General features: G+C 63.8%; 19 protein-coding genes. 10 read left to right on the forward strand and 9 right to left on the reverse strand.

Features of this window, described 5'->3' with window-relative positions:
• On the forward strand, positions 1-246 hold a 246-nt coding region (locus H162_RS30595), incomplete at its 5' end, for a transposase (RefSeq protein WP_020653452.1).
• Between the two features lie 415 nt (positions 247-661).
• A complete protein-coding gene (locus H162_RS0110665; RefSeq protein ID WP_229452014.1) occupies positions 662-3,025 on the forward strand; it encodes a putative bifunctional diguanylate cyclase/phosphodiesterase in 2,364 nt (787 codons plus the stop codon).
• 16 nt (positions 3,026-3,041) lie between these two features.
• On the opposite strand, the gene H162_RS0110670 is transcribed toward H162_RS0110665, so the two are convergent.
• A complete protein-coding gene (locus tag H162_RS0110670) occupies positions 3,042-3,980 on the reverse strand; it encodes a DHH family phosphoesterase (protein ID WP_020653454.1) in 939 nt (312 codons plus the stop codon).
• 329 nt (positions 3,981-4,309) lie between these two features.
• Here H162_RS0110670 and H162_RS0110675 point away from each other — a divergent pair, with 329 nt between their 5' ends.
• The 5 genes from H162_RS0110675 (at position 4,310) to H162_RS0110695 (ending at position 11,308) form a co-directional block, all read left to right on the forward strand.
• Positions 4,310-5,599, forward strand: a complete 1,290-nt coding sequence (locus H162_RS0110675; RefSeq protein ID WP_020653455.1) for a sensor histidine kinase — start codon at positions 4,310-4,312, stop codon at positions 5,597-5,599.
• Positions 5,600-5,724: 125 nt separating this feature from the next.
• Entirely contained in the window at positions 5,725-6,486 is a 762-nt protein-coding gene (locus H162_RS0110680; protein WP_026354497.1) for a LytR/AlgR family response regulator transcription factor, read from the forward strand.
• Positions 6,487-6,614: 128 nt separating this feature from the next.
• Complete coding sequence (locus H162_RS0110685) at positions 6,615-7,808, forward strand: PAS domain-containing sensor histidine kinase (RefSeq protein WP_020653457.1); 1,194 nt, start codon at positions 6,615-6,617, stop codon at positions 7,806-7,808.
• Between the two features lie 120 nt (positions 7,809-7,928).
• Positions 7,929-8,942 (forward strand): porin, encoded by a 1,014-nt coding sequence (locus H162_RS0110690; RefSeq protein ID WP_020653458.1) that lies wholly within the window; start codon positions 7,929-7,931, stop codon positions 8,940-8,942.
• 470 nt (positions 8,943-9,412) lie between these two features.
• Complete coding sequence (locus H162_RS0110695) at positions 9,413-11,308, forward strand: LTA synthase family protein (protein ID WP_020653459.1); 1,896 nt, start codon at positions 9,413-9,415, stop codon at positions 11,306-11,308.
• A 36-nt stretch (positions 11,309-11,344) separates the two neighbouring features.
• Here the strand turns inward: H162_RS0110695 and H162_RS0110700 are convergent, their stop codons facing one another.
• From H162_RS0110700 to H162_RS0110725, 6 genes are all read right to left on the reverse strand, one after another.
• On the reverse strand, positions 11,345-11,743 hold the full coding sequence (locus H162_RS0110700; RefSeq protein WP_020653460.1) for a diacylglycerol kinase: 399 nt from the start codon (positions 11,741-11,743) through the stop codon (positions 11,345-11,347).
• 51 nt (positions 11,744-11,794) lie between these two features.
• Positions 11,795-12,535: a phosphatase PAP2 family protein gene (locus H162_RS30600; RefSeq protein ID WP_084676990.1), complete on the reverse strand. Its 741-nt coding sequence runs from the start codon at positions 12,533-12,535 to the stop codon at positions 11,795-11,797.
• A gap of 70 nt (positions 12,536-12,605) precedes the next feature.
• Positions 12,606-14,246, reverse strand: a complete 1,641-nt coding sequence (locus H162_RS0110710; protein WP_156885556.1) for a phosphoethanolamine transferase — start codon at positions 14,244-14,246, stop codon at positions 12,606-12,608.
• A gap of 90 nt (positions 14,247-14,336) precedes the next feature.
• Complete coding sequence (locus tag H162_RS0110715; protein ID WP_020653462.1) at positions 14,337-15,578, reverse strand: ATP-binding protein; 1,242 nt, start codon at positions 15,576-15,578, stop codon at positions 14,337-14,339.
• Positions 15,565-16,254 carry a response regulator transcription factor gene (locus H162_RS0110720; RefSeq protein WP_020653463.1) on the reverse strand — a complete coding sequence of 230 codons (690 nt, stop codon included), beginning with the start codon at positions 16,252-16,254 and terminating at the stop codon, positions 15,565-15,567. Before H162_RS0110720 ends, H162_RS0110715 begins: the two co-directional genes overlap by 14 nt.
• A gap of 317 nt (positions 16,255-16,571) precedes the next feature.
• Positions 16,572-18,896, reverse strand: a complete 2,325-nt coding sequence (locus tag H162_RS0110725) for a TonB-dependent receptor (protein WP_229452018.1) — start codon at positions 18,894-18,896, stop codon at positions 16,572-16,574.
• A 143-nt stretch (positions 18,897-19,039) separates the two neighbouring features.
• On the opposite strand from H162_RS0110725, the gene H162_RS33175 reads away from it, so the two are divergent.
• On the forward strand, positions 19,040-20,188 hold the full coding sequence (locus H162_RS33175) for a class I SAM-dependent methyltransferase (protein ID WP_084676991.1): 1,149 nt from the start codon (positions 19,040-19,042) through the stop codon (positions 20,186-20,188).
• A gap of 119 nt (positions 20,189-20,307) precedes the next feature.
• Here the strand turns inward: H162_RS33175 and H162_RS0110735 are convergent, their stop codons facing one another.
• Together H162_RS0110735 and H162_RS0110740 are read right to left on the reverse strand one after the other, a co-directional pair.
• Positions 20,308-20,514 (reverse strand): hypothetical protein, encoded by a 207-nt coding sequence (locus H162_RS0110735; protein WP_156885557.1) that lies wholly within the window; start codon positions 20,512-20,514, stop codon positions 20,308-20,310.
• Positions 20,515-20,968: 454 nt separating this feature from the next.
• Positions 20,969-21,190 carry a DUF7661 family protein gene (locus H162_RS0110740; RefSeq protein WP_020653468.1) on the reverse strand — a complete coding sequence of 74 codons (222 nt, stop codon included), beginning with the start codon at positions 21,188-21,190 and terminating at the stop codon, positions 20,969-20,971.
• 125 nt (positions 21,191-21,315) lie between these two features.
• Here H162_RS0110740 and H162_RS33970 point away from each other — a divergent pair, with 125 nt between their 5' ends.
• Together H162_RS33970 and H162_RS30610 are read left to right on the forward strand one after the other, a co-directional pair.
• Positions 21,316-21,885: a hypothetical protein gene (locus H162_RS33970; protein ID WP_156885558.1), complete on the forward strand. Its 570-nt coding sequence runs from the start codon at positions 21,316-21,318 to the stop codon at positions 21,883-21,885.
• A gap of 40 nt (positions 21,886-21,925) precedes the next feature.
• A complete protein-coding gene (locus H162_RS30610; protein ID WP_020653470.1) occupies positions 21,926-23,284 on the forward strand; it encodes a S41 family peptidase in 1,359 nt (452 codons plus the stop codon).
• The last annotated feature ends 3 nt before the right edge of the window (positions 23,285-23,287 follow it).

Genomic DNA, 23,287 nt, shown 5'->3' on the forward strand with positions numbered 1-23,287 from the left:
CTGCGCGCCTGGCGAAGCTGGCTGAAGATGGCAAACGACAGCGGGATCGAGCCGCTAAGGAAATTCGCCACCAAGTTAAAACCCTACTGGCGAGGCATCGCAGCGCGGCTGCGCTGGCCGATGCATACCGGCCAGCTCGAGGGCATCAACAACCGTATCAAGGTGATGAAGCGGATGGCCTATGGCTACCGGGATAGCGACTTCTTTTTCCTCAAGATCAAAGCCGCGTTTCCCGGAAATCCGTGATGAACCTTTTTTTATGGCCCATCAAGGCATTCAGGGTCAGGTCTGTCATTCGGACACCGAGCGGGCACCTTTGCTCTATCTCAAAATGCTGACGTGTTTATCCCAAACTCGTCCATGCTCGGCTCACCTTTGGCTCCGAAACCCGCGCATCACGGACAATGTCGGAAGTCGAAAAAGGTGCCAGCATACTTAAAAACGTTCTGAGATTCCGCAAGGGTTGTGCGCCCATGTCCGAATGACAGACCTGACCCCGAATGCCACGACAGGCCTGGGTGGCGGCTATTGAATTGCCGGGTTTGCTCTGGCGTGGCGGACCCATGTATGCCCGAGATCACGCTGCGCATGCCCGCGACGCGCGTGCCGGAACAGGTGTAATCTCACCGGGACCGGTACGCCGCGAGAGGGGCAGATGGCCATGAAAGATCCTTCCGAACAGGTGACATTCCTGACCGATGACAAGGGCACGATCGCCGCATGGAACCCTGCATGCGCGGCCCTGTTCGGCCTGGAAGCGGCCGATAGCGTGGGCCAGCCGCTCGGCCGCCTGCTCGCCGACGGCCCGGACTGGCCGAGCCTGGCCGCGGCCGGCGGCGGCCGCGTGCGCCTGCGCACGGCCCACGGGCGCCAGCAGCGCGCCTCCCTGGCGCTGGTCGCGCAGCTCGGCGCGAGCGAGGCGCCGCGCGCCTGGAGCGTGACCGCGGCGCTGGGCCTGGATGGCGCTGCAACGGAATCCGACTGCGTGGGACACACGCCGCTGGCCGAGATCGTCGACCTGCTGCCCGGCACCTTCTACGCGATCAACCGTGAGGGCCGCTTCGTGCTGTGGAACCACAACCTCGAGCGCCTGTGCGAAATGATGCCCGACGAAGTCGCCGCGGCCCATGTGATCGACATGTTCGAGCTGCGCGAACGCCCGCAGGCCACCGAGAACATCCGCCTCGTGTTCGAGGAAGGCGTCGAGGTCTCGATGGAAGCCAACTACGTGTCGCGCAGCGGGCGCGAGACCCCGATGCTGCTGGGCGGCGCGCGCATCGCCTGCGACGGCAAGGACTACCTGTTCGGCATGGGGATCGACATCTCGGTGCGGCGCGAGCGCGAGAACCGGATGATCCTGTACGAACGGGCCCTGCACGCGGCCAGCAACGGCATCGTGATCACCGGCTGCGCCGGCCGCGACAACCCGATCGAGTACGTCAACCCGGCCTTCGAGCACATCACCGGCTACCGCGCCGCCGAGGTGCTGGGCCGCGATTCGCGCTTCATGGCCGCGCCCAAGCTGGATGTCAATGAACGGGCCCAGGTGCGGCTGGCGCTGCAGGAGCGGCGCCCGGTCCAGGTCACGATGCGCAACCTGCGCAAGAGCGGCGAAGTGTTCTGGAACGACCTGAGCATCACGCCCGTGCACGACGAGCACGGCGAGGTCACGCATTTCATCGGCATCGTGGTCGACGTCACCGCCACCAAGCAGCGCACCGCCCACCTCGAGCACGAAGTCAACCACGACGCCCTCACCGGCCTGGCCAACCGCAACCTGCTGTGGGACCGCCTCGGCAACGCGCTGCACCTGGCGCACCGCCACCATTCGATGGTGGCGGCCGTGCTGGTCGACCTGGACAACTTCAAGGCCATCAACGACACCTTCGGCCACGCCGCCGGCGACGTGGTGCTGAAGGTGGTGGCGCGGCGCCTGCAGTCGGCGGTGCGCGACAGCGACACGGTGGCGCGCATGTCCGGCGACGAGTTCGTGCTGGTGCTGGTCGACCAGCCCTCGCTGCGCTTCACCCTGCGCATGGTCGAGCGCCTGCGGCGCACCATGGTGATGCCGGTCGCCTTCGACGGCAACGAGATCCCGGTCGGCGCCAGCCTCGGCGTGGCCAGCTACCCGCACGACGGCCGCACCCCGGCCGAACTGGTGCGCGCCGCCGACATGGCGATGTACCGCGCCAAGAGCTGCGGCGGCGGCGTCCATTTCTTTTCGGCCGAGCTGCGCTCGGCCAGCGAGGCGCGCGCCGCCCTGGCCGGCCGCATGCGCTCCGCGCTCGAGCATGACGAACTGTTCCTGCTGTTCCAGCCGCGCATCGATGCGCGCAGCCGCAAGGTACGCGGCTTCGAATCCCTGCTGCGCTGGCGCCATCCCGAGCACGGCGTGATGCTGCCCGCCGCCTTCCTGGCCGAAGCCGAGGAAAGCGGGCTGATCGTCGAGATCGGCGCCTGGGTGCAGGACCAGGCCTGCGCTTTCCTGCGCCAGCTGCGCGATGCCGGCCATGACGACCTGCCGGTGGCGGTGAATGTCTCGCACCGCGAATACAGCCGGCCCGACTTCAGCGCCGGCATCGCCGCGCGCCTGCAGCAACATGGCCTGCCGCCGGGCTGCCTGGAAATCGAGATCTCGGAATCCGACCTGATCCGCTGCCCGGGCCTCGGACGCGACCTGGCCACCCAGCTGCGCGAGGTCGGCGCGGTGCTCTCGGTGGACGATTTCGGGCGCGGCCTGTCCGACCTGCCCTTCCTGCAGCAGCTGTCGGTGCGCCAGGTCAAGCTGTCGAAGTCCGCGGTGCACGGCATCGCCAAGGATGACAACGGCTCCTCGCTGGCCAAGGCGCTGATCGACATCGGCCACAACCTCGACATGGCCGTGTTCGGCGAGGCGGTCGAAACCCAGGCCCAGGTCGAGTTCCTGACCTCGCACGGCTGCGACCAGCTGCAGGGCGTCTGGTTCAGCGAACCGCTCGAGGCCGACGCCGCCGCGCGGCTGCTGGCCCAGCCCCAGCACGCCTGAGACGTCAAGCGCGCTGTCAGCCTTCGTCGGTGATGCGCTTGACCAGGGCGTCCAGCACGTCTTCCGCCATGTCGCTCGACACCTGGCAGGTGCCGGCGTTCTCGTGCCCGCCGCCGCCGTATTCGAGCATCAGGGCGCCGACATTCGTCTTTGAGCTCCGGTTCAGGATCGATTTGCCGGTGGCGAACACGATGTTCTGCTGCTTCACGCCCCACAGCACGTGGATCGAGATATTCGTGTCCGGGAACAGCGCATAGATGATGAAGCGGTTGCCGGCATAGATCACCGGTTCCTGGCGCAGGTCCAGCACCACCAGGTTGCGGTGCACGCGCGCGCAGCGCCGGATCTGTTCCTTGCAGCGCTCGCTGTGTTCGAGGTACAGCGCGATGCGCTCGCCCACGTCGGGCAGCGCCATGATCTCCCTGATCGGGTGCGTGGCGCAGTGGTCGATCAGGTCCATCATCAGCTGGTAGTTCGAGATCCGGAAGTCATGGAAGCGGCCCAGGCCGGTGCGCGCATCCATCAGGAAGTTCAGCAGGTCCCAGCCCTGCGGGTCGAGCACTTCCGCGCGCGAGAAACGCGCCGCGTCGCCCTTGTCGACCGCCCGCATCATGTCGTCCCAGGCGCCAGGGAAGGTGGAGGCGCCGCCGTAGTGGTCGTATACCACGCGCGCGGCCGAGGGGGCATCCGGGTCGATCACATGGTTGTCGTGCTGGCCGGTATGGCGGATGGTTTCCGACAGGTGGTGGTCGAAGGACAGGTAGGCGGCCGCGACATAGGGCAGGTTGGTCGTGATATCGCGGCTCGTGATCGCGATCTTCCCGTCCTGCATGTCCTTCGGGTGGACGAACAGGATGTCGTCGATCAGGTCGAGGTGCTTGAGCAGCACGGCGCAGACCAGGCCGTCGAAGTCGCTGCGGGTGACAAGGCGGAATTTGCTGGGAACTGCAGACATCGGCACATCCTTTCAGCGTCGGATTGCGGGATTGGGCCGGCGGGCGCCGGTCCGGCGGTTCGTTGCCAGGCAAGAATCCATCATACCTTGCTATGTTTTCAAAAAATAGCTTTTGCGCAAGCTCATTCCGGCCGGGTAAGGCGCAGGCTATGCCGCGATTCCTGCAGGCTGTCGCAGCGCACTGGCCGCCCTGCCCGCCACAGGTTAAAGTTGCAACATCCCAACAGCCAAACTGTCAGGGAAAGGGGGAAACCCTCCCGGGGGGCGCCAGGCGTTACACTCGCCGCTGGCAGCACCATTGGATCAGAATCAGGGAATACGACGACGACATGCAAGCACGGAGCACAACCCAGCATTATTTTTCGAGCCTCCTGTCCTGGCTATACCGCTGCTTCGATGCCGTGGCGACCTGGGTCACCCAGCTGTCGTGGTGGAAATTCTTCCTGTTCGCCATCCTGACCCTGACCGCCGGCGCCATCCTGCAGGAAGAGCTGTTCAATGCCCCGGCCGAGGAAGAGATCGCCCGCGCCGAGCGCGACGCCGGCCGCCGCAGCGACGCCAGCATCCTGATCGACGAGAGCGGCATCCATTTCAACCCGCGCAAGCCGCGCCCCGGCGCAACCCCGGCTACGCCCGAGCCGCCGGTCCCGCCGGACGCACCGCCCGCGCCGCCCGCGCCGCCCGCATCGCCCTCGTCACCTGCTTCTCCCGCTTCTCCCGCTTCTCCCGCTTCTCCCGCGACGCCGGGGGTGCACCCGAACGGCGACTCGGTCCACATCGAGCTGCCGCCGCAGATCGGCGAAGAGCTGTCGAATGCGATCGAGGCGGCGGTCGAGGACGCCGCCGAGCAAAAGGTGTCGCGCTACCACAAGCAGGCTTCGACCTGGTTCATGAACTTCGTGCTGCTGCTGGTGCTGGCCCTGTTCGGGACCAAGGCCCTGGTGGGCGGCAAGAAGCGCGCCGACGCCGAGGCCCAGGTGGCCAATGCCGCCGCCGAGCGCGAGGCGATGCAGCGCCAGTTGTCGGAAACGAAGATGCAGATGATGCAGGCCCAGGTCGAGCCCCACTTCCTGTTCAATACCCTGGCATCGGTCGAGCACCTGATCCAGGTCGATCCGCCGCGCGCCTCGGCCATGCAGCGCAGCCTGATCCAGTACCTGCGCGCCGTGCTGCCGCAGATGCGCGACAACGCCGTGGTCACCGGCCTCGGGCGCGAGGTGGACATGGTCAAGGCCTACCTGAACCTGCTCAAGATGCGGATGGAAGAGCGCCTGACGGTCGACCTGCAGATTCCGGACGGGCTGCGCAGCGCCGCCTTCCCGCCCATGATGCTGCAGTCGATGGTCGAGAACGCGATCAAGCACGGCCTCGAGTGCAAGCCCGAGGGCGGCACCCTGAAGATCGTCGCCGAGGTGGCCGACAGCAAGCTGCGCGTGACCGTGACCGACGACGGCGTCGGGTTCGGGGTGGTGCCGAGCGACGGCACCGGCCTGGGCCTATCGACGATCCGCGAGCGCCTCAAGCTGCTGCACGGCGACGCCGCCAGCCTGCATATCGGCGCCAACAGCCCCAGCGGCGTGATCGCGACGATCGAAGTGCCCTACCAGCTGTCGAAATGAGGCGGGCGGCTAGCTGTGGGCGACCAGCCGCGGGCGACCAGCCGCGGGCGGCCAGCCGCGGGCAGCTTGCCTCCAGCCCGGATTCGTTGAATAATTGATACCCTTTTCCTAGCGACGAGATCACCATGCCTACCGCGATTATTGCCGATGACGAAAGACTGATGCGTGACCAGCTGCGCATGCGCCTGTCCGAGGTGTGGCCGGAACTGCAGATCCTGGGCGAAGCCAAGAATGGCGAGGAAGCGGTCGAGCTGGTGAGCCAGCTCAAGCCCGACCTGACCTTCCTCGACATCCGCATGCCGGGCAAGACCGGCATGGAGGCGGCGCGCGATATCGGCGACCGCAGCCAGATCGTGTTCGTGACGGCCTACGACCAGTACGCGGTGGAGGCGTTCGAGCGCGGCGCGATCGACTACGTGCTCAAGCCGACCGAGCCGGACCGCCTGCAGATCACGGTCGACCGCCTCAAGCAGCGCCTGGAGCGCCCGCACGAGAACGTCAACCAGAGCGTGACGGCGATGCTGTCGCAGCTGGCCGAGAAGATCGCCTCGCCCAAGCCCAAGCACCTGCAATGGATCCAGGCCAGCATCGGCCAGGACCTGCGCATGATTCCGGTCGAAGATATCCTGTTCTTCCGCTCGGACGAGAAATACACCTGCGTGCAGACCGCGTCGTTCGAGGCGCTGATCCGCAAGCCGGTGCGCGACCTGGCCGAGGAACTCGATCCGCAGCTGTTCTGGCAGATCCACCGCGCGACCCTGGTCAATGTCAATGCGATCGAAGGGGTGACGCGCGATATCCGCGGGCGGCACCTGGTGCAGATCAAGGGAAGGCCGGAAAAGCTCGAGGTCAGCAGGAGTTTCCTGCACTTGTTCAAGCAGATGTGATCGGGCGGCGCTGCGCTCGTCACGAGCGCGCCTGCCACGACCAGCGCAAGCGGCCGTTTATCCCCCCTCAAGCTTCCTGTTGCGAGGCGGCGTAATGTAGAGCCTCACCCCCACGTCGCCAATTTCGCATGGGCAGGTCCCGCATCACCCCACAGCGCCGCTTCCGCCGGAGGATCCCGCCCCCGGCGGCGCTCGTCGCCGGGTTCCTGGGCGGCTACTGCGCCGGCCATCTCGCCGCCGCCCTGCGCCGCGCGCGCGCCCAGCGCCGCCCTGCCCGCGACCTGGACGGCCGCCGCATCGTCCACAACGCCAGCGACGCCATCCTGTCGGTCGACCGCCAGACCACCATCCTGCTGGCCAATCCGGCCGCGGCCCACATGTTCGGCACCAGCGTCGCCGCCATGCAGGGCAGCCTGCTGGCGCGCTACATCCAGCCGGCCGGCGCGGCGGCCGGCACCCCGCTCGACTACTTCCCGGCCGGCGGCGGCCGCGCCGGGCGGCGCGCCACCGACTATGCGGTCACCGGCATCCACGCCAACGGCCACCTGTTCCCGATCGAAGGCTCGATGTCCAGCGTCCACCACGACGGCCGCGAGATCTGGACGGTGATCCTGCGCGACGTCTCCGAACGCCACCTGGTCCAGCAGACCCTGGCGCGCTCGCACGACCAGCTGCGCCAGCTGTCCTCGGCCCTGCAGACCATCCGCGAAGAGGAACGCACCCACATCGCGCGCGAGCTGCACGACGACCTTGGCCAACTGCTGGCCTCGCTGCGCATGGACCTCACCCTGCTGGCGCGCTCCGACCCGCTGCACGACGCGAGCCGCCGCCTGATCCAGGGCATGGAAGCCAACCTGCTCACCGCGATCACCTCCTTGCGCCGCATCGCCACCAACCTGCGCCCGCGCGCGCTCGACGAAGGCGGCCTGTATTTCGCGCTGCAGGGCCTGCGCGACGAATTCGTCGAGCGCCACGGCATTGCCGTCACCCTGCTGGCCGAGGAAGCCGAACTGCGCCTCGACGATGCCGCCAGCACCGCCGTGTTCCGCATCGTGCAGGAAGCGCTGACGAACGTGGCCCGCCATGCCCGGGCCAGCAGCGTCCTGCTCAAGCTCGACCGGATCGACGGCGAACTGCTGGTGACGATCCGCGACGACGGCTGCGGCATCCGCGCCCAGGACATGGAAAAGGCCCAGTCCCTGGGCCTGGTGGGCATGCGCGAGCGGGTCTGGAACATGGGCGGCGAGATCACCATCGGCAGCGACGACGCGCCCGGCACCCGCATCGACATCGTGCTCCCCCTCGCAGGCCACGCCACCTGAGGTTAAAAACTTGCAACATAGCAAGTTTGTCATGAACTCGACATATTCTCTGGGTAAGATCGCCGTCGATCTGAGTTCACTTATCAACTCAACATCTTGTCGAAACCAAAGGAGATTTTCATGAAGTTCAAATGCCTGGCTGCCGCACTGCTGTCGTCCCTCCCGCTGTTCGCTCACGCCCAGACCAACGTCCAGGTCTACGGTGTGCTGGACGCGGCCATCGCGGTCGAGGACACCGACGCACCGGGTGAAGACCGTCGCACCGTCATCAACTCGGGTAACCAGTCGAGCAGCCGCCTGGGCTTCCGCGGTACCGAAGATCTCGGCAACGGCCTGAAGGCGCTGTTCAACATCGAGTCCACCGTGTCGCTGGACACCGGCGCGACCGATGCCGCACTGTGGGGCCGCCGCGCCGTGGTCGGCCTGCAAGGCAACTTCGGCACCCTGACCGTGGGCCGCGAGTACAGCCCGATCGCCGCCGTCGCCGCCGCGACCGACGTCCTGGGCCAGGGCTTCTACGGCAGCAACCTGTCGGCCTTCGGCACCAACCGCATGACCCGCCGCCTGTCGAACTCGGTCAACTACAAGAGCAACGACCTGTCCGGCCTCACCGTGCTGGCCGCCTACTCGGCTGGCGAGCGCACCGTCGATCCGTCGGGCGACCTGATGGGCGTGGCGCTGGAATACAAGATCGGCGGCCTGTACCTGGGCGCCGGCTACCACAACTTCGAGCGCGTGGCGACCGGCGACGACAAGGAAATCGCCTTCGGCGCCGGCTACAGCTTCGGCGCATTCGAAATCAAGGGTAACTACCTGGAAGCCGACCCGACCGGCGCCAACAACGAGTACAAGAACGCCAACCTCGGCGCTGCCTACACCTCCGGCCCGAACAAGGTGTTCCTGAACTTCCAGCAGCAGAAGCTGGAAAACGGCGCCAAGGGCAATACCGTGTCGGTCGCCTACAGCTACGCGCTGTCGAAGCGCACCAACCTGTACGGCAGCTACGCCCAACTGCGCAACAACGGCCAGGCCGTGTTCGCGATCAACTCGTCGTCGACCAGCGTCGCTCCGCCGGCAACCGCCCTGGGCGCCGATCCGTCGGTGTTCAGCGTGGGTGTGCGCCACAGCTTCTAAGAAAGAACGGTGCGCCGGGCACGCAGCACGCTGCGTGCCACGGCTTCCCTCCGCCCCCGCGTCCGCAGGGGCAACTGATGCCGGCTACGCCGGCATTTTTTTTGCGCTGTCAGTGAACCTCCTTGCAGTGCACAGCCTCCGGCCTTAACGGTTTCTTAACACCAGGCTAACACCTGTTTAACGCCCGATAACCTAGCATGGGCCGTTACGCCTTTCCAATGGGCGGGTATCCTGTTGGCCAAAATGTCGCTTCCTCATCCCAGCCATGGACTATATTGCTGAATGAGCAAGCCGGCAATCACTGCCGGCACAGCCGGATCCGGTCGACCATGCTCTTCACCAAGCAACAGGCATTCAATCCAATACCTATGAGCAGTGTAGTATCAAGTAATAGAACAAGACTTCATGGCTTTGCGGCTCGGTTCGCACAGCTCAGCCAGTGGGCAGGCCCTTTCAGCAGCATTATTCACATGTTGCTCATCGGACTGATTGTTCTCTCCCTCTCCCGGCTTGCCCTGGTCGCGTGGCAGTGGGACCGGGTGCAGGCCACGGGCATTCCCATCACGGTGCTGGTTCAGGGCGTACGCGCAGACTTGGTCCTGCTTGGTTATGCCCTGGCAATTCCCCTCGTGTCGGCCCCCCTGTTCGCCTACTCCTATTTTGCCCGCTTCTGGAAGCTGGCCGCGGTTTCCTGGGCGACCATCGCCCTCGTCTTCATCCTGTTCATGGAATTGTCGTCGCCGCAGTTCATCATGCAATACGATGTCAGACCGAACCGTCTTTTCGTCGAGTATCTCGCCTATCCGCAGGAAGTCTTCTCCACACTGTGGAACGGTTTTCGCTTCGCGCTGTTAGCCGGCATCGGCCTGACGATCGGGCTGGGTCTGTTGATCTTTTACTTGCTGAAACATGCCTCCGACGGCACGACAATGTGGCCAGCCAGGAAGTTGTTACTGGTATGGCCCTTGTTATGTCTTATCGTGTTCATGCAAATACGGTCCACGACGGGACACCGGCCAGCCAATCCCGCGTTGTTCGCACTGACGGGCGACTCCATGGTCAATTCGCTGATCATCAATTCATCATGGTCAGTCTTGGATGCAATTAGTTCCATACGAAAAGAGGCAGTCTCTTCAGAAATTTATGGAAAGTTTCCTCGAGAAAAAGTTCTCCCTGAAGTGAAGTCGGCAGCCTGGCTGCGCGACTATGCGTTCACCCATCCTGATATCCCTACACTTCATTTCCAGCAAGCCGCTATCCAGCGGGACAAGCCTCTGAACCTGGTAATTGTGCTTGAAGAAAGCCTGGGCGCGACGTTCGTGAAGTCCCTGGGAGGGCTGCCTGTCACTCCGGAACTCGAAAAGCTGAAGGCCGAAGGATGGTGGTTTGAACAGTTATATGCGACCGGCACCCGTTCGGTACGCGGCATCGAGGCTGTCGTGGCCGGCTATGCCCCGACGCCCGCGCGCAGCGTGGTCAAACTCTCGCTCGCCCAGCAGGATTTTTACACGCTTGCTGCCGGACTAGGCCAACAGGGTTACCACACCGAGTTTGTCTACGGCGGCGAAGCCCATTTCGACAATATGCGCAGCTTCTTCACCGGCAATGGATTTCAACGGGTAGTCGACATTCGAGAAATGCGTCCGGCCTTTACCGGCAGCTGGGGCGCCTCGGACGAGGACCTGTTCAACAAATCGCTGGAACGCCTGGCGCAATTGCATGCACAGGGCAAACCCTTCTTCAGCCTGATCTTCACGTCGTCGAACCATGAGCCCTTTGAATTCCCTGACGGGAAAATTGCGCTTCATGATCCGGTCAAGCAAACAGTGAACAACGCGGTCAAATACGCAGATTACGCGCTTGGCAAATTCATGACCGAAGCAAAGAAACAGGCTTACTGGAAGGACACCCTGTTCCTCATCGTGGCCGACCACGACAACCGGGTCTACGGTAACAGCCTGGTGCCGATCAAGAAATTCCATATCCCTGGACTCATCCTTGGCGCCGACATCAAGCCGAAACGGATTGACACCATCGCCAGCCAGATCGATCTTGGCCCGACCCTGCTCTCGCTGATGGGCGTCTCGAGTGCACACCCGATGATTGGCAGGGATCTTGCCCGCGACAGCACCGCACCCGGCCGTGCACTGATCCAGTTCAACAACTACTTTGCGTGGCTGGAAGGCCAATCGGCGACGATCCTGCGTCCTGGCCAGCCTCCCCTGCTGGGTCGCTACAAGGCTTCAACCGGTGAGATGGATGCGCATGCGGGCACTCCGGACAAGGCACAGGTCGACAAGGCCATGGCGCATGTGATCCTGCCCTCGCTGCTCTATCGGGAGCAAAGGTACAGGTTGCCCGAATAGCCGACAGGTTTGGCCGCCACGCCCGGCAGCGATCCCCTAGCCCAGGAAGAGCGGTCCCACGATCACACCCCACGTTATCGTGGCGACAAGCACCGCCAGGAAGACAGCCGCGCTTCCCAGATCCTTGGCGTTTTTGGATAAGGGGTGCCGTTCCAACGAAATCCGGTCCACGGCCGCCTCGATCGCGGAATTGAGCAATTCAACGATCAACACCAGCGCGAGCACCGCCACGAGCGCCAGTTTCCTGATGTCGGAAACCGGCAGCAGGGCGGCGATGGCCATCGCCGGCATCGCTACCAGTAACTCCTGCCGGAACGCATGTTCCGACTTCCATGCAAACCTGAGACCTTGGACCGAATAGCGGGACGCGGCGACGATGCGGGCAAATCCACTTTTGCTCTTGAATTCACTGATTTGATGTTCGTTCTGCAACATTGACGAGTGTCCTGTATGTCTGTTGGCGTATCCGGGTGAGGACGACGCTTGTTAAAGAATTGATTCGGAAATGTCCGTCTCATGTGTCGGCCTGCGCTGGTCTGTCACCGGCGCAAGCGTGGGGACGGCCGCAACGCTCGACCGGGTTCTCTTTGGCTGTAAGGCGATGATCGCAACCAGTACAATCGCGCACGCAATCCAGATCGACCAGAGCGTATGCGTCAGGAAGTGTGCCCCGCGTAGCTGTTGCAGGAAGCCGAGCATCCCGCCCAGCGTGATTCCCGCGAAGGCCGCCGTCCGCGCCGCGCGTGGATGGCATGGAGGCCAGTAGACCCCCAGCGACAGAAGCCACAGTGCACTCGATGCGTGCCCCGCCGGCAGGCAGTGTCCTGGAATGGCGCCGACCGGCAAGGCATCGAAGATGCGCACGTAGTCCTGGTTGCCGCCGTAACGCGCCAGGTCCCATGGGCAGTGCGACGAGCTGACCTGCTTCAGCGAACTGGTCACGATCGGCACCAGCAGCGCTGATAGTGCAACGATGCGGATGCGCAGGCGGCCAAGCGCGCCGAATCGCGCCATGGGCCTGATCGCATCGACCAGCGCGCATCCGATGAACCCCAGGGCCACCAGCATCAAGAGCCATTTCAGGATGACGTGGCTGAAGGTTTCGGTGAGCCATGCGTGTTGCCAAGGGAAGGCCTTGCTTGCGACGTCGAACAGCGCGTCGGCCAGCACCAGATCGGTGTCCGTGTAGCGCCCCAGCCAAAGGGTGAGCAGCGCCCCCGCGATCATCGCGGCGGAGATCCGCCATATCGTTCCTGGGCCCAGCAGGGTCGGGTGAGCGGCGTGGCCAGGCCGCACCTCAAGCCGCCCTAATGCATGAGTGAAACAGGTCGAGCCGCGGATTGAGTACCGCAGTATTCACGTCCAGCATCCCGAGCACGGAATGGAAGATGTTGTCGTGCGAAAGCGGCTGGTTGCGTCGCTCGTCCAGGCAGCGGCGATCGATGTGGAAGCGTTCGCCAAAGCCTTCCGACATCCACAACATCATGGGCACCTCGGTTTGCTCCCGCGGCGCAAAGAAATAGGGCGCGCCGTGGAGGTACACATTATTCTCCCCCAGCGATTCTCCGTGGTCGGAGAAGTACAGCATCGCCGTATCGACACCCTCTCCTTCGGCAGTCTCGCGCAGCAAATCGATGGTCTTGCTCAGGAAGTAGTCGGTGTAGACGATCGTGTTGTCATACGCAGCCTGGATGGACTCGCGCGTACACTTTTCGAACTGGTTGGTGGCGCATACCGGTCCGAATCGGGCAAACTCGCGCGGATAACGGCTTGCGTAAACAGGACCATGGCTGCCTTTCTGGTGCAGCACGACTACAAGATCCCTGCTGCTGTTGCGAAGCAGTTCCGGCAGCCCTTCAAGCAGTCGCTCGTCGTAGCATTCGTCGCCGGCGCAGTGGCTGTCGTGCCCAGTCGGCCGTGACACGTCCTCATACTTCACGCGATCGCACACGCCCTTGCATCCGGAATTGTTATCGCGCCACACCACCGCGAAGCCGGCGTGCGTGAGCACGTCGAGCAAACCTTCCTGGCTCGACGCTTTGGACTGGCTGTAGCCATCCCGGCCCAGCGCGGAGAAAACGCATGGTACGGAAATCGCTGTCGCTGTCCCACACGAACTCACATGCGAAAAATTGATCAGTCCAGCTTGCCGTTCCAGGAGTGGATTGGTAAGGCGGGAATAACCGTTGAGCGAGAAACTTGCAGCGCGCGCCGTTTCACCAACGACGATGACTGTCAGCGTCTTGCGATGTTGCCCTGCCCATGCCCTGCCCTTCACGGCATCGCGTCCAAGCGGCGCAACCACGATGCCAGTACTCCACCGATTGCGCAGGTAGCCGTGCATGGCCTGAATGAAATTGGTGGGCGTGAGGAGGAAGCGCAGTTCGCGATGCTCGCGCAGCGCCGGCGCAAGGCTCTTGAAGAACAAAACCAGAAGCAAGGTTGCCAGCAACAGCGAGCCCCCCGCGATACCAGTACGCTTCAGAAGTCCCCGCGCGCCGGGCGGAAATCGAATATCGGCGCGCGCGATCAACAGTGACGGCAGCACGCCTAGAAGGCCAAGCTTGGCAGCCAAATTCCAGCTGATCAGTTCAGTTGCTTCCCGCGCATCGGTTTCAAACACATTCTGGATCATGGCCTTGTCGATGACAATTCCATAGGCGGCAATGAAATAGCTTGCCGCAGAAGCCGTCAGTACCAGTGCGATCAAGACTGGTTTGGCGACATAGCGGAAGCTTGCCATGGTCAGGCAGGCGTTGAAAAAAAGTACGACGATAAGGAAGGCGCCCGCCAGCAGGGGCAGATTGGCCAGCGAAAAGCCACCGGCTGCATGCGTGAATATCGACCAGAACTTGACGTTACCGGCACTCGCCAGCAGAAGCGCTACCACCAAGGTGAGTACCGGCGCATCAACACGTCTTACCAACAATTTATCCACTCCGGGACCCTGTTCAAACACTGCAGTCCGAACTGGACCGCATTGCTCAAAGGATAGAGATGGACGGATTAGGCCCTCGTCAAATGCGCGTTAGGTTTGCGTGAACTCCGATGGAAATGTGATCGTGAAACGGCTGCCGCCTCCTTCGCGATTCTCATGGGCGAGCGAAGCGCCCAGGTATTCGCAAATGCGCTTTACCAAGGACAGTCCCAGTCCTGTTCCAGCCGAGCCACTGGACGGGATGACGGCAGCGCCCTCGCCGAGCGTTTGTCGTACGGACAGCGGCAAGCCCGGTCCGGTGTCTTCGACGACGATCCGTCCCGGTTCCAGCAGGACCGTCACCGTCCCCTGGTCCGTGTACTGGCAGGCATTACGAACAAGATTGGCGATCGCCGAGGTGCATAGTTCGGCGGGAGCGCGTACGCTGACGGATGCATGGCCTGCACAACGCAAGCTCACCGGTTTACGTGCAACCATATATTGATAACGCTCGGTTTCACGCTGCGCAATATCGCTCACCGACACAGGCGCAAACAGGCTGACCTCTGGCGAGCGGGCCAGCAAGAGCAAGACGGTGACGCACTCCGTCGCTTCCTGTGCGGCCCGGTAGATGCGTTCGGCAGGCGCACGGTCCTCGTTATTCCCTCCTCTTTCGAGCAGGATTTCAGCAGCTCCCATGATCACGGTGAGCGGAGTGCGAAGTTCGTGGCTGACATCGCCTGTAAAAAAACGCTCCCGATCGAGAAATTCGCGCAGTTCGGACGTATGTGCATCGAGAACGCGCGCAAGAACGCCCAACTCGTCCTTACGCTCCTTCAGCGGCAGTGACGACGCGCCATGCTCGACAGCGTCGACGAGTTGACGCACCGGCGCCACGATCCTGCGTCCGACAAACCGGCCAAGAAAAAATGCCAGCAACACGAAACCGGTAAAGAAAGCGGCAAACATCGAATACACAAGCAGCTCGACCTTCTCGTAGTCGCTTTCATGATCGACGACGACATACGGTCCACGTTGGTCAGCACCCGACAGCACGTGCAGGCCAATGCCATCGACCTCCTTGTCCGAAACGCCGGCAGGCAGCCCGCGTAGCGATAGTGGTATATCCCCGCCCCGGTGAAAGCGCAGGCCGGCAGGCAGGTCCGCATTGAAGCCCGCCGCTTCGCGAGGGCGTGCCCATTTCTCGACTTCCGTCAGCCGGTTATCGACCAGGTAGACTTCAATACCTTCGACAGCGAGTGCTGCAAGCACGGCAAAGAATACCGACAGCACGAAGCCAAACAGAATGAAGGCGGCGACAATCGGCCGGCTCAGGGAATCAGCCGGGCGCATCAGGTAGAGCGAGTCGGTAGCCAACCCCAGGAACGGTATGGACCATGGCGAAAGGAAAAGGTTTATCGATTGCCTGGCGCAGCGCATGGATGTGCGTGCGCAAGGCGTCGCTTTCAGGCCGGTTTTCGCCCCATACCGCTTCCTCCAGGACTTCGCGCGGAACGATACGCGGGGCAGCGGCCATCAGGCAACGCAGCAGCACGTAGCCCGTCTTGGTTAGAACGATCTTGACCCCGTCGCGCGCAGCATCCTGCAGTTCAGGATCGAAGGTGAGCCCGCCAAAGCGCAACCCCCGGCCGATGACATGCTGCCCCCCGGCCCGGCGCACCAGGGCCCTCAAGCGTACGTCCAGTTCGACCAGCGAGTAGGGTTTGATCAGGTAATCGTCTGCGCCGCTTTCGAAACCGGCAACCTTGTCGGGAAGGCTGTCGCGTGCCGTCAACATGAGGACAGGTGTCGGGGTGCGCAGCTCCGAACGAAGCTTATGGCACAGCTCCAGCCCGTTCAAACCTGGCAGCATGACATCGAGGATGATGACGTCATACTTGTTTTCGGAAGCAAGGGCAAGTCCGCCATATCCGTTTCGGGCGGAATCAACCGTGTAGCCTTTCGGCTCCAGGAAGCCATACAGATTGGCCAGAATGTCGGGGTTGTCTTCTACGATGAGGATACGCATCCAGCTATTGTAAGTCGAAATTTCTCAGGCACAGGGACAAAAAGCACAGCCTGGTTCAGGCTGGCAAAGCCTGCCGCAGCTGCATCCTGTTGCCACCAACGACATCTCCACCCACCTTCGCAGCCGGGTGTGACAGTGCCCCGTCAATCCCGTGCCCGCCTCTGCCCCTCCATGCGCCGCCCCGCAGCGTCCAGGGGCATCGAGCGCGGACGAGGTCTTCCTTCCCAATGAAAAAAACCCTCCTGGCCTAGCCAGGAGGGTGACGCTCGCCCGCCAGCGACGAGACTGCGATCAGCGTTCGCTACGCTGCCGACGGCTTAGAACTTGAGGTTCGCGGTCAGGGTCGCCGAACGTCCCGCGCCGACGCCGGCATAGTGCGGAGACGAGACACGGTCGAAGTACAGCTTGTCGGTCAGGTTCTGGATGTTCAGCTGGAACGACACGTTCGGATTCAATACATAGCTCGCCATCGCATCCCAGCGGGTGTACGCCGGCGAGTACTTGGTGTTGTTGATGTTGGCGAACTGGCGATCCACGAAGTTCATGCCGCCGCCGATCGTGAAGCTCTTGTTCAGCGCATAGCTCGTCCACAGCGAGGCGCTATGCTTCGGCGTGGTCGGGAAGGCGTTGCCGTTGAACGGGGACGGGGTCCAGACCGGACGCGCGGTGGTGCCGGTGTTCACGAAACCGTTGTCGGCGATGATGCCGTCCAGCCAGGTGTAACCGCCGAACACGGTCCAGGCATTGGTGAGCTTGCCCGAGAAGCCCAGCTCGACGCCTTTCAGTTCCTTGCGGCCCACGTTCTGGGTGGTGCCGTCCGGCGCGGTGACGCGGGCATTGTCCATGTCGCTTTCGAAGTAGGCCGCGGACAGCGACAGGCGGCCGCCCGGCAGCACTTCCCACTTGGTGCCCAGTTCGATGTTGCGGCTCTTCTGCGGTTGCAGGTTCTGGATCTGCACGGTCAGCGCATCCAGGCCGTCGCCGCCGTCGTTGCCCGGCGGCGTCGCCGAGGTCGCCCACGACAGGTAGATGCTGCCGTTCGCCTTCGGCTTGTACACCAGGCCGGCCTGGTAGGTGTCGAAGTAGCTGTGGACCTCGGCACGGGTGGCGGCGGTGCTGCCGACCGCCGGGGTATCCAGCACGCTCTGGAAGTCATCCCAGCGCGCGCCCAGGTTGAGTTGCCACTGCGGGCTGAACTCGATGGTATTGAAGCCATACACGGCGCGGGTCGTGGTCTTCACGCTGGTCAGGGTCGGCGACTGGCTGCGGGCATAGGCCCACGGCTCGTACGGATTCGGGTTGACCAGGGTGGTGCAGTTGTACAGCGTGGCGGCGCCCGAGGTCGGGCAGGTGAAGGTGCCGGTCAGCGGGTTGTTGGTGCCCGGGCTGAACACATAGCTGCCGCGGTCGGTGTCCTCGCGGCTGAACTCGACGCCCACGTTGAAGCTGTGCTTGATGCCGCCGGTCAGCGCGGTGCCGCTCAGGCTGGTCGCGTTGGCCACGGTTTCGGTGTCGACGACACGGGTGTTGGCGCGGCGCCAGACGGTGCCGTACAGGACGGTGTTGCCCTTCGAGTCGTCGGGCTGGGTCCAGACGTAGTCCTGGCTGCTCTTGCCGTAGCGCGTCACGTTGCGCAGCGCCAGGCCGCTGCCGAACTCATGGCGCACGTCGACGGTGGCGACATCGGTTTCGGTATCGCGGAAATCGCGGTTGGCCAGGCCGTAGAAGGCTTCGCGGTCGACCGTGAACGGGGTGCCGCCGCCGTTCTTCGACACGTTGGCGCCGGTCGTGATCGGGTTGTCGAACGGGATGCCGGTATCCGGGATCTCGCTGCTTTCCATGTGGTAGTAGCTCAGGATCGCGCGGGTCGGGCCGGTCAGGCCCAGGGTGACGGTCGGCGCGATGCCCCAGCGGTCGCCGCCGACGACATCGCGGCCGGCGACGTCGGCCTCATGGGCCATGGCGTTCAGGCGGAACGCGGCATTGCCGCCCAGGACGCGGTTGACGTCGGCGGTCACGCGGCGGTACTTGTCGGTGCCCAGGCCCACGGTGGCGTTGTTGAAGTCGTATTCCTTGGCGCTCTTGGTGACGATGTTGATGCCGCCGCCGGCCGACGAACGGCCGCCCATGGCCGAGTTCGGTCCCTTGGTGACTTCGATCTGCTCGATCGCGAAGATCTCGCGCGACTGCGAACCGGAATCGCGCACGCCGTCGATATAGGTGTCGGTCTGGGCGTTGTAGCCGCGGATGAACAGGTTGTCGCCCACCGGGTTGCCGCCCTCGGCCGCGCCGATGGTGATGCCGGGCACGGTGCGCAGCGCGTCGGTCAGCGACACGGCGCCGGTCTGCGAGATCACGTCCGACGTGACGACCGTGACCGATTTCGGGGTGTCCAGCAGCGGTGCGGTGAACTTGTCGGAAGCCGAGCGTACCGGCCCCTGGATGGCGCGATCTCCGTTCGCGTTGATGTGGACCTTCGGCATGTTCGCGCCATCAGCCGGTTCCGGCGCCTCGGCTTGGGCCGCAAACGGGATAGCCAGCGTCGCGAGAACGGCGAGCGCAGGCGCCGACAACACGGGACTACGGGAATGAGCTTGACTCTTGATGAAGGTGCGGCCTGCCTGCATTGCAATCTTGGTCATGTTGAAGTTTCTTATTGAGCGAAATTCGGGAAATCGGAGCCCTCGAGTCGAGCAAGCCCGGGGAAACAGGAATGAGAATGATTCTTATTATGCTTTGTGTATAGCCCTTTGACAAGAACTATAAGGTTTGAGGCTTCAATTGATTGTTGCAATTACACATCTGCCGCGTCAGCGCTTCGATCCCGACCGGGAACCGGTCGCGCCGCGTCAGCTTCTTCCTGCCGGCGTATTCGGCAGCGGAAAGCGCATTGGCGTCACCGATCGGGCTCCCGATCGGACGCTCCCCCATTGTCAGTCGCGCCGGCAGCGGCATCTGGTTGCCGAGGCCGGTTCTTGACGCGTTCTTAACATTTCCTTCACAACGCTCTTGCTACAGTGGCTGGAGTGCCGATTCGTCGCGCGCCGCGGGGACCGGATCCGATTGCCGACATGAAGAGTCAACCAACGTGCAGACCGCCTGCCGAATTTCTCCGCTGCTCGACACCCCTGGAGACGAGCTGGAATTGCCCTATGCGCCCGCGCCTTGGGTATTGAAACAATGCGCACGAACGGGGATCGTCTTTCTGGCCAATCCGCCTGCTTATGAGGCGTTGAGCGAAGACTTTGCTTATGAGCTGACGTTCAAGAAAGAGTCGGCAGCCCGCAAGCAGGCCGAACCGGTCCGTTATGCCTTCAGCACCGCGCTGAAGCGCCTTCGTGGGCGTGTACTCAAGCGCAACAAGACCCTGCATCTGTTACGTGGACTGATCGAGGCCTCGGAGTCGGGGAGCATCAACGTGCTTGACATCGGCTGCGGATGGGGGGAATTGCTCGAAAACCTGCTGCACTCCCTGCCCGCCCGTGTTGCCGGCCGCTGCATTCCACACGGGATCGAAATCTCGCGCAAGCTGGCCGGCCTGTCGGATGCGAAACTGCGCCGGCTCCGCGGCCGCTGCATCCATGCCTCGGCACAGGACGGGATCCGGGAATTCAATGATCGCTATTTCGATGTGATTGTCATGGCCTCGTACCTGGAACACGAAGCGAACCCCTTGCCAGTCCTGGAAGGTTGCCGGGATCGCCTGAAATCCGATGGGAGCATTCTGATCAAGGTCCCCAATTTCGCATGTCTCAACCGCAAGTTGCGCGGCGCCAAGTGGTGCGGCTTTCGCTGGCCCGATCACGTCAATTACTTCACGCCGGTTACCTTGCAGGCGATGCTGGAGAAGGCAGGCCTGGAAATCGTCCGCATGACAGTGCTCGACCGAAATCCCCTGAGCGACAATATGTATGCGGTGGCGCGCCGGCGCTGACGGCGGCATGCGATCGGGATAGGGGCGTCCGGCGCGCGCTCCCCTTTCACACCATCCGGCAGGCGGGTCCGCGCCGGTATTTCGACGAGTCCGGCCCAGTCCGGATCGGTCGACCCCGGTCAGTCGCGCACTGGCTTCCTGGCCGCATGATGCTCGACCGGGATCTCGGTCCAGCCACGATCAAGGTAGTGCAAGGCCAGGATGTCCTGGATTCCCATGGCATAGGCGGCCCGCACCATGGGCAGGGTGAATATCAGCACCCAGGCGCCTGCCAGCAGTGCCGGAACGAAGACGATGACGCCCGCCATCAGGGCATGGAACCACATCCGTTTGTACGCCAGGTACAACATGCCGCCGACAAGCGTGAGAACGGGGGAAGCGCCGCTGACGATTTCCTTCCGCCTGCCGCAAGGCGATATGAATACGCGCACAATGAAATCCGCTGTAAGGAAAAAATCATTGTACTGACAACATCATCCAACTAAGTCACGAATTGTTTCTTTTTAAAAATTCATGCATCGATCATGAGGCGATTCAGTACAGGGCATGGAAGCTACAGCCGAGGTACCTCGAATCAGCAAACTCATCAGCTCATCGGCAAGGGCCCTGGTGATGAGGGAGATGTCAAAAAGAAAATCTTGTGCAAACTCCCCCCCATGTTATCGTCCGGCAGCCAAAAATCGCCCCTCGCCAACTGCGTCGTTCTTTCCATATTTTTCTAAAATCGAAAGCATGTCGCCCGGCGAACGATGTCACTCCTGCTACTGCTGCTCAAGCAGGTCACTCGTTGATCTGTTCGACCTTGCCATTCCTGGGGGTGGCGTTTTCATGAAACAGGTCGCCAAGGTATTCGGCCAGTTCGTGCTCGGCGACATCGGCCGGCACGATGAAGTCGGCCGGCCTGCGCTTGCCGTCGGCGCCGAGGTAGTAGGCCTGCCACGCACCTGCCGCGCCGGCGACGGCCACCGGCGTCCCGAACACGCGAAAGCGGAATTCCTTCATCTGCCGGCTCCTTTCGTCGGATACATCTGCTTACAGTCGAGCAACGGCGATTTACCGCTGCCTAACGGACAATGATTTCATCATAAACAAGCCCTGCGCATCATTGCAATGCGGGATACATGACGATGAAACCATTACGCGTGGCCGTCGCGGCCACCCTGCTGCTTGGCCTGGCGCGCTCCAGCTGGGCGATTCCGGTCGGCGAATGGCGCGCCGACGACCTGATGGCCCAGGCCGTGGAAATGAAGAAGAGCCTGGGCCTGAACCCGAACCAGGCCACCCTCTGGGACCAGAGCACCCGCAACGCGCGCGCCATCCTGCGTGCCCGCGCCGGCCGGCGCGAAGCCCTGGAAGCGCAGCTGAAGAAAGCCGCCGCCCATCCCGACGCCGACCTGCGCGCCCTCGCCCGCCCGATGGACGAGGATGCGGCGGCGACCGTGGCCGAAGACCGCCAGCTGCGCGAGATCTGGCTGACCGTCAACGATGCGCTCGACGACCGTCAGCGCCGGCTGGTGCTGGAGCAGTTGCGCAGCCAGCTCGAGCGCCAGGAGCGGCCGCCGGGCGCCGGCGCGGAGCACGAGCGGCCGCAGGGCCGGCCGGGCGGCAGGCCGGAAGGCGGCGCGCGCCAGGGACACGGGTCCCTGGAAATCGGCGGCGGCGTCGGCGGCGGCGCGGGCAACCGCAACGGCTTCTAGGCCCGGTCCCGACAGTATTCACCAACGAAAGGACGCACCCATGCGCCGACTTCCCCTGGCCGCAGCCCTCTGCCTGTGCCTGAACACCCTGGTCCACGCCGCAGACCGGCCCGTGACGATTCCCGACGCGGACATCGAACAGCTGCTGTCCGCCTACGCCCTGGTCAAGGCGCGCTATGTCGAGCCGGTCGACGACCGGAAGCTCCTGGGCGCGGCGATCGACGGCATGCTGGCCTCGCTCGACCCGCACTCGCAATACCTCGACAAGGACGAACTGGCGGAACTGGAACAGGGCCACCGGGGCGAATACGCCGGCATCGGCATCGAGGCCGAATTCGATGGTCCCGACATGGTCGTGGTCTCCGTCAGCGAAGGCGGCCCGGCCGACCTGGCCGGCATCGAACCGGGCGACGTCATCGTCAACGTCGATGGCGAGCCGGTCGCCGGCCTGCGTTCCAGGCAGGTGGCGAAGCGCATGCGCAGCACCGCCGGCAGCCGGCTGGCGCTCGGCGTGCGCCGCGGCGCCAAGGGCGCGCTGCGCAGCATCGGCCTGACGCGCGCCACCGTGCAGGCCGAAACGGTCAGGATGCGCGAGGCCGCGCCGGGCGTTGCCTGGATCCGGGTCTCCCAGTTCGAGGAAAAGACCGCCGCCGACCTGGTGGCGCTGCTGCACCAGCTCGATGGACAGGGCGCGCCGCGCGCCATCGTGCTCGACCTGCGCAACGATCCGGGCGGCCTGGTATCGGCCGCGGTCGGCGTCGCCGGCGTCTTCCTGCCACCGGACGCCGTGGTGTTCTCGGCGCGCGGCGCGACCGGCGCCACCACCAGCACCGTCACGGTCAACCCGCGCTTCCACCGCGCCGCCGGCGAACCCGACATCCTCGCCGCCCTGCCCGCCTGGACCCGCACGGTGCCGCTGGCGGTGCTGGTGAACGGCAGCTCGGTCTCCTCCGCCGAGCTGGTGGCGGGCGCGCTGCAGGACCATGGCCGCGCCAGGGTCGTGGGCAGCCAGACCTTCGGCAAGGGTTCGATCCAGACCGTGTTCCCGCTGCCGCACGACAGCGCGATCAAGATGACGGTGGCGCGCTACTTCACGCCGAACGGCCACGAGATCCAGGCGAAGGGCATCACGCCCGACCTGCCGGTCGCGCCCAATCGCGGCGCGAAGGACGCCGACATGCCCCTGCTGCGCGAGGCGGACCTGGCGCGCCACCTCGAAGCCACCCAGGACGCCACGTCCCCTGCCGGCGCCAGGGCAAGGCGCGGGACGCTGGAAAGCACGCGCAGCTTCGGCACCGGCGACGACCGCGCGCTGGCGGCCGCGGTCAGGCTGCTCACGCCCGGCAAGGGCCTGGTGTCGGATGCCGGCGCCCTGCTGCGCAAGCTGCGCATCCGGTAGTCC

The organism is Massilia niastensis DSM 21313, assembly GCF_000382345.1.
Taxonomy (GTDB): Bacteria; Pseudomonadota; Gammaproteobacteria; order Burkholderiales; family Burkholderiaceae_D; genus Telluria; species Telluria niastensis.